The following is a 12,467-nucleotide window of genomic DNA, read 5'->3' on the forward strand; positions in this document are numbered from 1 at the left end:
TAAATATAAAATATGTATGCATTTGAGTGCAATAATTCTATCTTTAGCAGTGTTTAGACACTTGCATAGCAATAACACATTATTATTTATACAAACCTACAGTAAACGATAGATTATTTTCTTAAAAATAAATATTTCATCGCAAATTCATACTAGCATTAAAATTAATAACATTTGGACTAACTGGCACTAATGTTGACCAGTGGCAACTGTACCAATGTTTATAAAGAAGTACAACTAAAATCTATAACATGAAACCAAATTTTAAAAAAGTTACTATGCTGCTAACCGGCCTAATGGTTGGCGGTAAACTGTTCGCGCAGACGCCTATGGCTGATAGCACGACCGCTAAAGACTACGTAAAGCCTTTCTCACCAGAAACGTCTTTTCGTACCTGGTCTATTGGTGTGCATGCAGGCATCCTTACACCTTATTCTCTATTTAACCCGCTTGGCAAAGCCGATTTTGTGAACAGCAAAGAAGAATTAGGGTACGGTATCTACGTTAAAAAACAAATCCTTTCTTCATTAGGTATCCAGGCAGACTTTTTTAGAGGTAAAGTAAGCAGTGAAGCAGGTCAGCGTAATGGTTTAGGTACACTTAATAACAATTCCTTTACTACCCAGGTAAGCTACGCTGCCAGCTTAAGCGCAAACATTACGTTAGCTAACATTAACTGGCGCCATCAAAAAGGTGCCATACAGCCTTATGTAACTGTAGGTGGTGGTTTAATGGGTTACAAACCACATTCAATTACCGCAGGCGGTCCTGAAGTTCCGTTCAAGGCTGGCGATGGTACCATCTCTGAATTTTATATCCCGTTGGGCGGTGGCCTTAAATTCAACCTTGGCGATGGCGTTAATTTGGATTTAGGTTATGTAGTTAACTTTGTTAACTCTGATAACTTCGACGGTTACAAATTTCAATTTACAAATGATAAATTCTCTTACATACACGCAGGTCTAGAATTTGCTTTAGGGCTAAAATCGAAACCTCAGTTAGCTTCTCATAATCCGGTTTCTTCAATGCGTACCGAGTACTTATGGGAGAACATGAACACCAAAAATCAGCTACAATCTCAAATAGATGCTCAGAAAGCAGCTAATGATAAACTTAAGGCTGATTTAGCTGCCACCAACGCTAACCTGGCTAAATTTACAGCCGACAGCGATGGCGATGGTGTGCCAGACTTTTACGATAAATGCCCTAACACCCCGGCCGGTACTAAGGTTGATGGTGCAGGTTGCCCGCTGCCGGTTAACAAACCAGTGGTTATCGTAACAGAAGCGGACAAGAAAATTGTTAGAGACGCGATCAGAAACCTTGAGTTTGATTTCGGTAAATCTACTATCCGTGCTAAATCATACCCAAGCTTAAACCGGGTTGCTAACTTATTAACCGAGAAAAACTTTAGCTTGAAATTAGCAGGCCACACAGATAATGTTGGTTCTGATGATGCAAACATGAAGTTATCTAAAGACCGTGCAGAGTCTATCAAATCTTACCTGGTTAGCCAGGGTGCAAACGCATCAAGAGTTGAGGCTACCGGTTACGGCGAAACACAGCCAATTGCATCAAACAAAACTGCAAAAGGCCGTCAGGCAAACCGTCGTGTAGAGTTTACGTTATTCTAAACCCTGTAAACATCTTGCATAAAAAAGCGCCCCGGTCATTTGACCGGGGCGCTTTGCTTTATCAGCTTTCGATGAGAGTTATCGCGATGGAGCTTAAACTAATATTCACTTTAAATTTCTCCAAAAAAATCGGCGAGGTTGCCAAAATAGCTGTCCCGCCAACCATCCGCAATATCATCAAAATCGCTAACCGGTATATTAGTGTGTCTTAGCTCGACAGATGTTCCGTTCTTATCCGGATGCAGTTTAATAGTGACGATAGAATCATCAGACTGGCCGTCGAAATACCATTGCTGAACAATCTTCTTACCTTCCTCAAATTCAATATTTTTACCAACGATGCTGCCCTCCCAAAGCGAGAATTCCGAACCAGGCTCTGTCGACATTGTGGCAGGTTCACCAGTCCATAATTCCAATGTTATGGGGTTAGTCAACGCAGTGTATATCTCCTCAGGCGTAGCCGGTATCAGGTAATATTTTTTTAAATCTTTCACGGCTGCAATTTAGCAGAAAATTAGCTTTGTTTCGCTGCTTATTCTGCCGCCAACTTGGTAACACTAATTGATTGCAATAAGATGAGTTAATTAACCATACTTTAATAAACCGTACAGGCACTTTGCTGTTAACTTACATATATGCAAAAACTTGTTTTGATCAGACATGGCGAAAGCCTATGGAACAAAGAGAACCGATTTACAGGCTGGGAAGATGTAGACCTTTCAGAAGAAGGTTTACAGCAAGCACGCAGGGCGGGGCAGCTTTTGGCCAAACATGGTTATACTTTTGATATCGGATTTACATCCGTACTTAAACGGTCTATCAAAACTATCCATTTTGTATTGGAAGAGATGGATCACTTATGGATCCCGGTACATAAATCATGGCGGCTAAATGAGCGCTTCTACGGCGCTTTGCAAGGCCTTAATAAAGCCGAAACCATTGACAAGTACGGCAAGGAGCAGGTTCAGAAATGGCGCCGCGACCCGCACGAGCATCCACCTGCTATTACTGAAGATGATAAACGCTTTCCAGGGCACTACTTGCGCTATAATGACCTTACCTACCGCGAACTCCCACTTACCGAAAATCTGAGCGAAACGATGAACAGGGCTTTACCGTTCTGGCACGAAAATATAGTGCCTGCAATTCGCGACGGAAAAAAGGTTGTGATCTGTGCTCACGGCAACAGTTTGCGCGCGCTGGTGCAATATATCGATAACCTGACGGATGAAGAGGTGACCCAATTAGATATCCCTACAGCAACGCCTTGGGTTTACGAACTGGACGACCGGCTTGACAAGATCAGACACTATTATTTGGAATAATTGTGAGTAATGAGTGTTAATGACGATTTAATATCAATTATTACTCATTTCTCATCACTCACGCCATTATACTACTTCACCAGCTCAAAACCCCAGTCCTTGCCTTTATCAACAGCAGGCACTCCTTTTGCCAACCATACCGGCATTGGGGCGCCTTTTAAAAAGTGATCAAAGAACTGCGCTTCGCGAATGGAAATGTCTTTACGGTTTTGTCTCTTAACCAGGTTGTGCGCTTCGTCATTATATTGAAGCAGCCAAACGGGTTTGTTCAAACGCCGTAAGGCGGTAAACATTTCAATACCCTGGTACCATGGTACGGCACCATCGGCATCATTGCTCATGATAACAACCGGGGTTTGCACCTTTGGCAACTGAAACAGCGGCGAATTCTCTATATAAAGCTGAGGCTTGTCCCACAGCGTCGCCCCGATGCGGCTTTGCGTTTTCTCATACTGAAACTGGCGGTTTACACCGGTTTCCCAACGGATGCCACCATATGCAGAAGTCATGTTAGCCACCGGTGCACCCGCCCAGGCGGCTGCGTACATATTATTTTGAGTGATAAGATATGCTACCTGGTAACCGCCCCAGCTCTGCCCTTGAATACCTATGTGGGCGGCATCAACCCAGGGGTTTTTCTTTAAAGCTTCAACGCCTGAATTGATAAACTCAACTGCTGATGAACCCGGATGGCCTGATTCATAACTAATGTCAGGCGCAAATACAAGGTAACCATTACTCACAAACCATGATATAGGTAAACGTGATGGTGTAGGTGAGGGGGGCAAATAATTATATAAACCTTCAGAAAGTTTCTCATAAAAATAGGCGATCATCGGATACTTTTTGGAAGGGTCAAAATCTTCCGGTTTGTAAAGGATGCCTTTTGATTGATAGCCTTTTGGTGTCGTCCATTTAACCAGCTCGGCAGTGCCCCAGTTATATTCAGATTGTTGCGGATTAATAGCACTTAACTTTTTTTCACTTTTCAGATTAGTAGAAACGTACAGATCAGGGGGTTGCGTGTAACTTGCTTTTGTATATATAAAAGCATCTGCGTTCTTAGCTTTCTGCAAACCGCTAAAGCTGTATGGCTCAATCAGGGCTTTTACAGGTGCGGTGGCAGTGCCGATCTGCTTTTTGTAATAACCCCACTGTTTATTATCCTCGTTCTGTACAATCATCCAAAGCACCTTTTTATTAGGAATAAATTTTTCTTCCGGATCGGTACTGTTATATCTAAACTCCAGTTTGTTTATACGGCCAATACCGTTGGTAAAATTGCTTGCAGCCCCGGTTGCCGGGTCAAAACTCCAGATATCATAACGGTCGTACAACAATACGTTTTTATCACCTTGTGTCCAGTCTGCAACGCCGTAAGCATTGGGGTCATCCGGCACGTCATTTTCTTCATCGCCCCATTTTACTTTAGTGGATGCGGTAAGGTTTACTTTTTTACCGGTAGCTACCGAGTAAGTATGCCAGTTTTGATCTTTAGCATCAAACCATAAAACGTAATTGCCACCAGGCGAAATGCTGTAACGTCCTTTTAATCGGCTGTTGATCAGTTTACGATCGCCTGTTTTAAGGTTGATCAGATAAGCAACCTGACTGCTGCCGCCTTCCCATTGCGATTGCACGCGCGAACCGGTGTCGGTAAGCCCTAATGCATAAGGAGCGTCGCTATTTTCGGCTATTGACACGTTTTGAATGTTGATATCGGCCAGTTGTACCAGCTTTTTATCGGCATCGGCCGGGCGGATGACGGCAAGGTAGCTACGTTTTAATTCTCGCTGTAAATTTTTTAGCTGCTGCGGTTGCAGGTAATCATCTTTATAGTTCCAGATATCTAAACGGGCCACCTCAAAATCAACAATTGTGGTATCAGCTGGTTTGGGGATAGGAGCAGTACCGAAAAACAAGTTACCGCCGTTTTTACTGAAATACACTCTGCCGTCGCCGCTAACGGCCCATTTAGCCGGCATACCTGCCGAACTTGGTGCGGCCACAACATCGGCACTGTCTTTACCAATCTGGTAGTAATAAAGTTTAAATGGCTTTACCTGCGCTTTTTCCGGATTCTTTTCGGCGGTAAAAGCCAATTGCTTTGCTGCATCATCAAAGGTTATATTGCGGTAATTACCCCGACCGGTGCTTATAGGTTTAAGCAGGTCTTTGTCTACATCGTAAACATACAGACCGGATTGTACATCCTTCGATTTTTTTGGAGCAGTTACCGAATATGCTAAAAACTTGCCGTTTTTACTCAACTGATACTCTGTAACATATTTAAATGTACGAGTTTTAGCGTTAAGGAGTTGTCTTACTGTAAGTTCGGCACCATCCCTGGTTGGTGGAGCAATTGTGGTTAACACGGCTTTTTTTGAGGTGTCTGATGCTACCGGTTTTTTCAGCGTGTCTGTCGGCATCAAATAGGCGATCACAGATGCTTTATCTGCAATTTTAAAAGAGCGTATAGTCGGGATTTTTTCTACCTGGTTGCTGTTTAGGTTGATGATACCTAAAGTGTCTTTAGGGAATTCGGCCGGCTTTTTCTTTTTGATGCGGGCCATGCGCGTATCCTTAAAAAAAGGCCTGATCAAAAACGCCGCGAACTTAGAGTCGGCAGTTATGCGTGCGGTATCGGCACGTGGTATCATAAATTTGCTGGTGTTTTTGCTATCAGTTACAACTAAATTAGCATCGCCTTCCTGTGGTTTAATTACGTATAGAATATGCTTACCATCATTACTGATGCGCTCGTTAGCAATATTCTGCCAACCGTCGTACACGCTATGATCCAGTGGTTTTTTGGAAACCTTTTGCGCAGATGCCGTAATAGCGCCCAGTAAGAAAACAGGCATTAAAATTCTATTCATGATATGGGTATAAACCTTAAATATCCGAAAATTTTGCCTTTAAGCCTTATTCTGCGACGAAAAAGTTACAGTACTTTATTTTTCGTAAAGTATTGGTACACCACTACGTTTGATCTACACTCAGCAATTATTAAATGGGGAAAACAGTGCGTTTTTTGCAAATAACGTCCTAAGATATACGGTCGTCCAACTATACTAGTGCTCTAAAATCACTCGCTTTTGTAAAGTGCTCCGGCTTTCTCAGCAGATACCTTTATGCCTTTGATCATTGCAGAACTGAAACCGTTATGTTCCATTTCATTTAAACCGGCAATAGTACAACCTTTAGGTGATGTAACTTTATCGATTTCCTGCTCGGGGTGCGATGCCAGTTGTAACAGCAGGTCGGCTGCACCTTTTGCTGTCTGGGCGGCCATTTTTAAAGCGTCGTGGGCGTGGAAACCAATCTCGGTACCGCCTTGCGAAGCCGCCCTGATAGATCTTAAGAAAAATGCGATGCCGCAAGCACAAAGCGCCGTAGCGGATGTCATCAACTCTTCATTAATTTGTATACTTACACCAACCGTATCGAATAATGATTTTACCAGGCTAACGTTCGCCGCCGATGCATTGTCCGTAGCGATACAGGTCATGCTTTGGCCAATTGCAATAGCGGTATTGGGCATTGCGCGAATAACCTGTACATCCAGCGCCAACTGATTGCGGATATCCTGGCAACTAACGCCCGAAACTACAGAGATTAGCAAATGCCGGGTTTGATCGGCAGCAGGCTTTATCTCGTCCAATAGTTTATTGAGCTGTTGCGGTAATATGGCAAGCACAACAATATCAGCTTTTACAACGGCGTCTGCATTATTGGGGGTAACGTTATAACCTTCGGCGGCAAGGGCATCGAGTGCAGCTACGTTACGACGGGTAAGTGTGATCTGTTGCGGGGTAAAGATCCCTGCTTTAACTAATCCCTTTGCCAGGGCAAGGCCAATGTTTCCGCTACCCAATATGGCGATGTGTTGTTGTGTTTCCATTTTTAATTGCTTAACCGGGTACCAAAACCCTTTTTATTTTTTAATTGGCCTAAATCATCGGAATGGCCGATGATCACCGCCTTAACGCCGCACGATATCGCTGTAAATGCATTGTCCATCTTGGGGAGCATCCCGCTGTGGATAATTTGATCTTCCTTCAATTTTTTATACCGCTCCGGGTCTATCTCTCTGATCAGCGAGTCATCGTCATCTATGTCTTGTAAAACACCTTTCTTTTCAAAACAATAAACCAGTGTTGTTGCGTAGTGGTCAGATAGTGCAACCGCCAGGGCCGATGCAATTGTATCTGCATTGGTATTGAGCAATTGGCCGTCACCATCGTGCGTTAAGGCACAAAAAACAGGCGTAAAACCACCATCAAGCAATATGCCGATGCTTTTCGGGTCGATAGAGCCTTTAAAAATATCCCCCGTAAATCCATAGTCGATGGTTTTAACCGGTCGCTTTTTGGCACGTATAAAATTGCCGTCGGCACCGGTTAATCCTATAGCATTATTGCCATACCGTTGCAACTGTGCAACAATATTTTTGTTGATCAGGCCTGCGTAAACCATTGTAACAATGCGTAACGTATCAATATCGGTGATACGGCGGCCATCCACAAGCTTAGCTTCGATACCCATAGTTTCTGACACCTGAGTGGCAACTTTGCCGCCGCCGTGCACCAGTATCTTCATACCCTCAAGCGCGGTAAAATCTTTGAGAAAACGATGCAGGTTCTCGGAATTATCAATAACGTTTCCGCCTATTTTTATGATGTGCAGGGCTTGCATATAAAATTTATCTGAGTTCATAACAATTATAGGCAATTTTTAGAGACACAGGGAGGTATATATTCATATAGCAGACTTTGCGGTATCGGCAGAGAGGCGAGTTCGTCGCCGTTGGAGATTTATTATAAAAGTTTGGTCATCATGGCTGATCGTTTGTAAGACAATTGGCATTAAATAGTTGTCGGTTAAAACACATATTACTTTTATCCTGTTAAAGAATAAACATTCGCAGGCTGTTTAATGGTTTATTTGCAGCTGGTAATTTCAATATGGATAAAAAACAAAACGCAATACCCCGAATCGTTATCATTGGCGGAGGTTTTGCCGGCGTGCAGGTCGCCAAAAAACTTAAAAACCAGCCTGTCGAAGTATTAATGCTGGATAAACATAATTATCACACTTTTCAGCCATTGCTTTATCAGGTAGCAACAGGAGCTTTGGAAGGCGATTCGATAGGTTTTCCTTTGCGGAGGCTTTTCACGCACCAAAAAAACTTTACATTTCACATGGCCGAGGTTGATCGGGTAGATCCGGCTATCAATACCGTGATAACCAATTTAGGCGATTTTACCTATGACTACCTGGTGATTGCAACCGGCGCCAACACCAACTATTTTGGCAACAAAGAACTGGAGCGTAACACTATGCCCATGAAAAATATTGCCGAAGCACAGAACCTGCGTAGCCTGATACTGCAAAATTTAGAAAAGGCGCTGGTGACAACTGATGAAATGGAGCGCAATGCGCTGCTCACCTTCGTAGTAGTAGGTGGCGGACCGACAGGTGTTGAACTTTCGGGGGCTTTGTCTGAACTCCGGCAGTATATCCTTTGCAAAGATTACCCTGGCCTGTGCAATGCTGATATGAAGGTTTACCTGGTTGAAGGTAAAACAGAATTACTCGCTGCCATGTCGTCCCCGGCATCTGTAGCAGCTAAAAAGTTTTTGACGGAGATGGAAGTAACTATTTTCAATGGTGTGCACGTAGCCAGTTATGACGGCCACATGTTGAAGATTGACGATGGTACGGTTATCATTACCCGTAATGTGCTGTGGGCAGCAGGGGTAAGGGGTGAAATTCCGGGGGGTATACCACCGGAGGTGGTGGCCAAAGGTGCGCGCATCATCACAGACGATATTAACCGCGTCAAGGGTTACCAAAACGTATTTGCCATTGGCGATGTATCAGCCGTTACTACCGAAGCGAATCCAAAAGGATATCCGGGCGTGGCACAGGTGGCACTGCAGCAGGGTAAACAATTAGCCAATAATTTAATGTCCATTATAAACGGCAAACCTACCATGCCTTTCAAATACAACGACCTGGGCACTATGGCTACCATTGGCCGTAATAAAGCCGTTGCAGATTTAGGTAAGCTGCGTTTCCAGGGATTTTTTGCGTGGCTGTTATGGATGTTTGTTCACCTGCTTTCGCTGGCCGGCTTTAGCAATAAAGCGATTGTATTTTTTAACTGGGCGGTAGGCTACTTCACCCGCAATAGTGATAACCGTTTAATTGTGCATCATTTTGATACCAAAACCATGATGACCGATCCTGTGGCGAGATAAGTGAGCTAATTTATTAAATCAGTTAGATTTTTAAAAATCTTGCATATAGGCGGCTATTTGTTGTTCGTTGTAATTGCCGGATTTAGCAAATGCAGATATGATATTTTGCTGCTCGGTGTCGCTACGGTTTTGGCTTAATTTACTTTTCGCCTGCAAATCGGTGACTGTGATTTCAAACGCAACAATCCCATTCATCATTTTTACCTTGAAGTCACTGCTCAGGCTATTCCATTGCTGCAGGTATTCTGCTTCATAAAAGTTAATGGTTTTTTCTAAAACCGTTGCCGCATCTTCAACCGGAATTGCTTCACCATAAGCATGCACGGCGATATAGTTCCAGGTGGGTACATTTTGCTGCTTTTCGTAATGTGTCGGGGATATGTAAGCATGTGGCTCAGTAAAGATAACCAAAGGTGTGCACGCAAATATGTCTGCTGCCTGATGGTTTGCTTTAGCAAAATGCGAGATAAGCATGATGTTATCGCCGCGCTGCTCTATCACAAACGGAAGATGCGTGGCAGTTGGCCGTCCATCAACAACCGTCACAATAGCAGCAAAACTATACTTTCTCATAAAGTCGATTGCCCGCTGCCGGTCGGTTAGCTGGTTGATCTTAGGAATGTACATAACTCAAAATCTGCTCTTTTAAAGCAATTGGAATATCAATCCACGAAGTTTCATTAGTCAATACTAAACAACAACCGTATTCATCTTTCGTTGCGTCTAAAATTTGCCTATACCAATCAAAATACGACCATTCTCTTGGTTTGGGAGAATATAAGAATTTGCCTTTTTCATCCCAATGAACTTCCATTGCAGATCTCCAAATAAAAGAAAAATTTTGCTCGTCGGGCATGACGCAAAGCCGCTCGAGCTTGTCTATCCTAATCTCTTTTATATTGTCATGTTTTCTTACATGCATGACTAAAGTTTTTCCAGCATTTGTTTCAATACTGCTTGCGCCGCCCAAACGCGGTTACCGGCTTCGTGTATCACCAATGATTGCGGCCCGTCCAGCACTTCGGAAGATAGCTCCAGGTCGCGCCGCACCGGTAAGCAATGCATTACCATGGCGTTTGGCGCAATCTTTAATTTTTCGTTCGTCAGCATCCAGTCTTCGTTGCCTACAGTAATAGCGCCGTAAGGCTCATAAGCCGACCAGTTTTTTACATAAATAAAGTCGGCGTCTTTTATGGCCTCATCCTGATTGTTTGTGATTGTAGCGCCGTTGGTAAAATCGGTGCAAAGCTCATATCCTGCCGGGTGGGCAATGGTAAAATCCACATCGGCCCGGCACATCCATTCGGCAAATGAATTCGGTACAGCTTGCGGCAATGGTTTTATGTGCGGCGCCCAGGTCAATACAACCTTAGGACGACTGACTGTTTTCATTTCCTCAATAGTAACCAGGTCGGCCAAGCTTTGTAGCGGGTGCCGTGTAGCCGATTCTAAACTTACTACCGGCACTTTGCAAAACTCAACGAATTTATTAAAGATGGTTTCGCTGTAATCCTCATCCCGGTCTGTTAAACCGGGGAACGAGCGCACACCTATAATATCCGAATATTCGCCCATAACGCCTGCTGCTTCGCGAATATGCTCAACAGTGGTTCCGTTCATCACCACGCCGTCGCGCAATTCTAAGGCCCAGCCCTCTTTATCAATGTTCAGTACAATTACGTTCATGCCCAAATTTGCGCCTGCTTTTTGGGTGCTCATGCGGGTGCGCAAGCTTGGGTTTAAAAATACAAGGCTCAGCGTTTTATTTTTACCTAAATGCTCAAAAGCGAATGGGTCGTTTTTTAAACGCAATGCTTCGGCAACCAATGCCGGTACATCTTTAACATCATTTACTGAAGAAAATAGTTTCATGAGCCTTGTCTTAAATCCTTCCTCTAAGGGGAGATTTTATTTATGTTTTAACAATAATTAAACTCTATAAATAACTAATTATGAGTTATTTAATGTAGTGCTAAATGCTTCCAAAAACCTGTCGGCGTAGGCTTTGGTTAAATTCAAAGCAGGCAGCAGCCTTACTACATTTGGTTTAGCCTCGCCGGTAAAAATGTGATGCTTAAATAGCAAATCTTTTTTCACGTTAGCTAGTTCATCCGGCAAATCGATACCAATCATCAGCCCTCTGCCGCGTACTTCTTTAACCTTATCAAATTTCTTTAATTCGTCAATCAGGTATCCGCCAACTTCAGCTGCGTTTTGCATCAGGTTTTCGCGTTCAATAACTTCCAACACGGCTAACCCTGCCGCGCAGGCCAGGTGGTTACCGCCAAAGGTGGTACCCAGCATCCCGTAAGAAGGAGCGATTTTAGGCGAAATAATGATCCCGCCGATAGGAAAACCGTTGCCCATGCCTTTTGCCATTGAATAAATATCGGCATTGATGCCCGCGAAATCATGCGAAAAGAATTTGCCTGTCCGCCCGTAACCGCATTGTACGCTATCTGCAATAAACACGGCATTGTGTTCATCACACAGCGTGCGAATCTTTTGCAGGAATGGGATAGGGGCCACCTGAATACCACCCACACCCTGGATACCTTCTATTATTACTGACGATATCTCATTAGTTTGAAAGGCCTCTTGTAATGCAGCCTCGTCATTCCATGGAAGAAAGATGACATTATCAGTTTCATTAACCGGCGCTACAATTTTGGGGTTGTCTGTTACTGCGACAGCAAGTGATGTACGCCCGTGAAATGCTTTACGAAAGGCTATCACCTTCTTTTTGCCATTGTGAAAGGATGCCAGCTTCAATGCATTTTCATTCGCTTCAGCGCCCGAATTACAAAGAAACAGCTGATAATCTTCTTTACCTGAAACATGGCCTAATTTTTCGGCCAGCTGTGTTTGCAAAGGGATTTCAATGGAGTTGGAGTAAAAACCGATCTGGTGCAATTGGTCTTCTAATCGGGTTAGGTAGTGCGGATTGGTATGGCCGATGGATATAACAGCATGGCCTCCGTATAGATCAAGGTACTCGGTGCCTTTATCGTCAAACACCAGGCTGCCCCGGCCTTTAACAATGTTGATATGATTGATTGGGTATACGTCGAATAGTTTCATGATATTAAGCTAAGGCTGACAAGTGAAAGCTCACTATTCACTTTCAGCATATTATTATTATTGGATTATTAAAGCTTTGTGCTTAAACCTAATGATTGGGCTATGCTTAAAAAGCTATGCCCTTAAGTCGTAGGCCGGCGCGTTCATCCAGGCCAAACATG

11 protein-coding genes are annotated in these 12,467 nt (G+C 43.6%); 3 read left to right on the forward strand and 8 right to left on the reverse strand.

Annotated features, from left to right (window positions below; translation table 11 throughout):
• Window positions 1-251: 251 nt before the first annotated feature.
• The gene (locus ACE5CV_RS12230; protein WP_374950462.1) at window positions 252-1,634 is read left to right on the forward strand and encodes an OmpA family protein; all 1,383 of its coding nucleotides are present in this window, start codon (window positions 252-254) and stop codon (window positions 1,632-1,634) included.
• Window positions 1,635-1,744: 110 nt separating this feature from the next.
• Here ACE5CV_RS12230 and ACE5CV_RS12235 read toward each other — a convergent pair whose 3' ends face one another.
• Entirely contained in the window at window positions 1,745-2,128 is a 384-nt protein-coding gene (locus tag ACE5CV_RS12235) for an SRPBCC domain-containing protein (RefSeq protein WP_374950463.1), read from the reverse strand.
• Window positions 2,129-2,269: 141 nt separating this feature from the next.
• Between ACE5CV_RS12235 and gpmA the strand changes: the two genes are divergently transcribed.
• A complete protein-coding gene (gene gpmA, locus ACE5CV_RS12240) occupies window positions 2,270-2,959 on the forward strand; it encodes a 2,3-diphosphoglycerate-dependent phosphoglycerate mutase (RefSeq protein WP_374950464.1) in 690 nt (229 codons plus the stop codon).
• Between the two features lie 71 nt (window positions 2,960-3,030).
• Here gpmA and ACE5CV_RS12245 read toward each other — a convergent pair whose 3' ends face one another.
• The 3 genes from ACE5CV_RS12245 to argB all read right to left on the reverse strand — a co-directional run bounded on the left by ACE5CV_RS12245 (window position 3,031) and on the right by argB (window position 7,678).
• The gene (locus ACE5CV_RS12245; RefSeq protein ID WP_374950465.1) at window positions 3,031-5,838 is read right to left on the reverse strand and encodes a prolyl oligopeptidase family serine peptidase; all 2,808 of its coding nucleotides are present in this window, start codon (window positions 5,836-5,838) and stop codon (window positions 3,031-3,033) included.
• 209 nt (window positions 5,839-6,047) lie between these two features.
• A complete protein-coding gene (gene proC / locus ACE5CV_RS12250; RefSeq protein WP_374950466.1) occupies window positions 6,048-6,863 on the reverse strand; it encodes a pyrroline-5-carboxylate reductase in 816 nt (271 codons plus the stop codon).
• Between the two features lie 2 nt (window positions 6,864-6,865).
• Window positions 6,866-7,678, reverse strand: coding sequence for an acetylglutamate kinase (gene argB, locus ACE5CV_RS12255; RefSeq protein ID WP_374950467.1), 813 nt, complete (start codon window positions 7,676-7,678; stop codon window positions 6,866-6,868).
• A 248-nt stretch (window positions 7,679-7,926) separates the two neighbouring features.
• Here argB and ACE5CV_RS12260 point away from each other — a divergent pair, with 248 nt between their 5' ends.
• On the forward strand, window positions 7,927-9,225 hold the full coding sequence (locus ACE5CV_RS12260; protein WP_374950468.1) for an NAD(P)/FAD-dependent oxidoreductase: 1,299 nt from the start codon (window positions 7,927-7,929) through the stop codon (window positions 9,223-9,225).
• A gap of 30 nt (window positions 9,226-9,255) precedes the next feature.
• On the opposite strand, the gene ACE5CV_RS12265 is transcribed toward ACE5CV_RS12260, so the two are convergent.
• From ACE5CV_RS12265 to ACE5CV_RS12280, 4 genes are all read right to left on the reverse strand, one after another.
• Window positions 9,256-9,852 carry an FMN-binding negative transcriptional regulator gene (locus tag ACE5CV_RS12265; protein WP_374950469.1) on the reverse strand — a complete coding sequence of 199 codons (597 nt, stop codon included), beginning with the start codon at window positions 9,850-9,852 and terminating at the stop codon, window positions 9,256-9,258.
• Complete coding sequence (locus ACE5CV_RS12270; protein ID WP_374950470.1) at window positions 9,839-10,147, reverse strand: hypothetical protein; 309 nt, start codon at window positions 10,145-10,147, stop codon at window positions 9,839-9,841. Before ACE5CV_RS12270 ends, ACE5CV_RS12265 begins: the two co-directional genes overlap by 14 nt.
• 2 nt (window positions 10,148-10,149) lie before the next feature.
• Window positions 10,150-11,097 carry an acetylornithine carbamoyltransferase gene (locus tag ACE5CV_RS12275; RefSeq protein ID WP_374950471.1) on the reverse strand — a complete coding sequence of 316 codons (948 nt, stop codon included), beginning with the start codon at window positions 11,095-11,097 and terminating at the stop codon, window positions 10,150-10,152.
• A 78-nt stretch (window positions 11,098-11,175) separates the two neighbouring features.
• Window positions 11,176-12,306, reverse strand: coding sequence for an aspartate aminotransferase family protein (locus ACE5CV_RS12280; RefSeq protein WP_374950472.1), 1,131 nt, complete (start codon window positions 12,304-12,306; stop codon window positions 11,176-11,178).
• Between the last annotated feature and the right edge of the window lie 161 nt (window positions 12,307-12,467).

Source organism: Mucilaginibacter sp. (assembly GCF_964263795.1).
Taxonomy (GTDB): Bacteria; Bacteroidota; Bacteroidia; order Sphingobacteriales; family Sphingobacteriaceae; genus Mucilaginibacter.

Excerpts from the sequence above, each read along its gene's own strand:
- ACE5CV_RS12230 (WP_374950462.1), top strand. The coding sequence starts at position 252 with ATGAAACCAAATTTTAAAAAAGTTACTATGCTGCTAACCGGCCTAATG.
- gpmA (WP_374950464.1), top strand. The coding sequence starts at position 2,270 with ATGCAAAAACTTGTTTTGATCAGACATGGCGAAAGCCTATGGAACAAA.
- ACE5CV_RS12280 (WP_374950472.1), bottom strand. The coding sequence starts at position 12,306 with ATGAAACTATTCGACGTATACCCAATCAATCATATCAACATTGTTAAA.
- proC (WP_374950466.1), bottom strand. The coding sequence starts at position 6,863 with ATGGAAACACAACAACACATCGCCATATTGGGTAGCGGAAACATTGGC.
- argB (WP_374950467.1), bottom strand. The coding sequence starts at position 7,678 with ATGAACTCAGATAAATTTTATATGCAAGCCCTGCACATCATAAAAATA.
- ACE5CV_RS12245 (WP_374950465.1), bottom strand. The coding sequence starts at position 5,838 with ATGAATAGAATTTTAATGCCTGTTTTCTTACTGGGCGCTATTACGGCA.
- ACE5CV_RS12275 (WP_374950471.1), bottom strand. The coding sequence starts at position 11,097 with ATGAAACTATTTTCTTCAGTAAATGATGTTAAAGATGTACCGGCATTG.
- ACE5CV_RS12260 (WP_374950468.1), top strand. The coding sequence starts at position 7,927 with ATGGATAAAAAACAAAACGCAATACCCCGAATCGTTATCATTGGCGGA.
- ACE5CV_RS12265 (WP_374950469.1), bottom strand. The coding sequence starts at position 9,852 with ATGTACATTCCTAAGATCAACCAGCTAACCGACCGGCAGCGGGCAATC.
- ACE5CV_RS12270 (WP_374950470.1), bottom strand. The coding sequence starts at position 10,147 with ATGCATGTAAGAAAACATGACAATATAAAAGAGATTAGGATAGACAAG.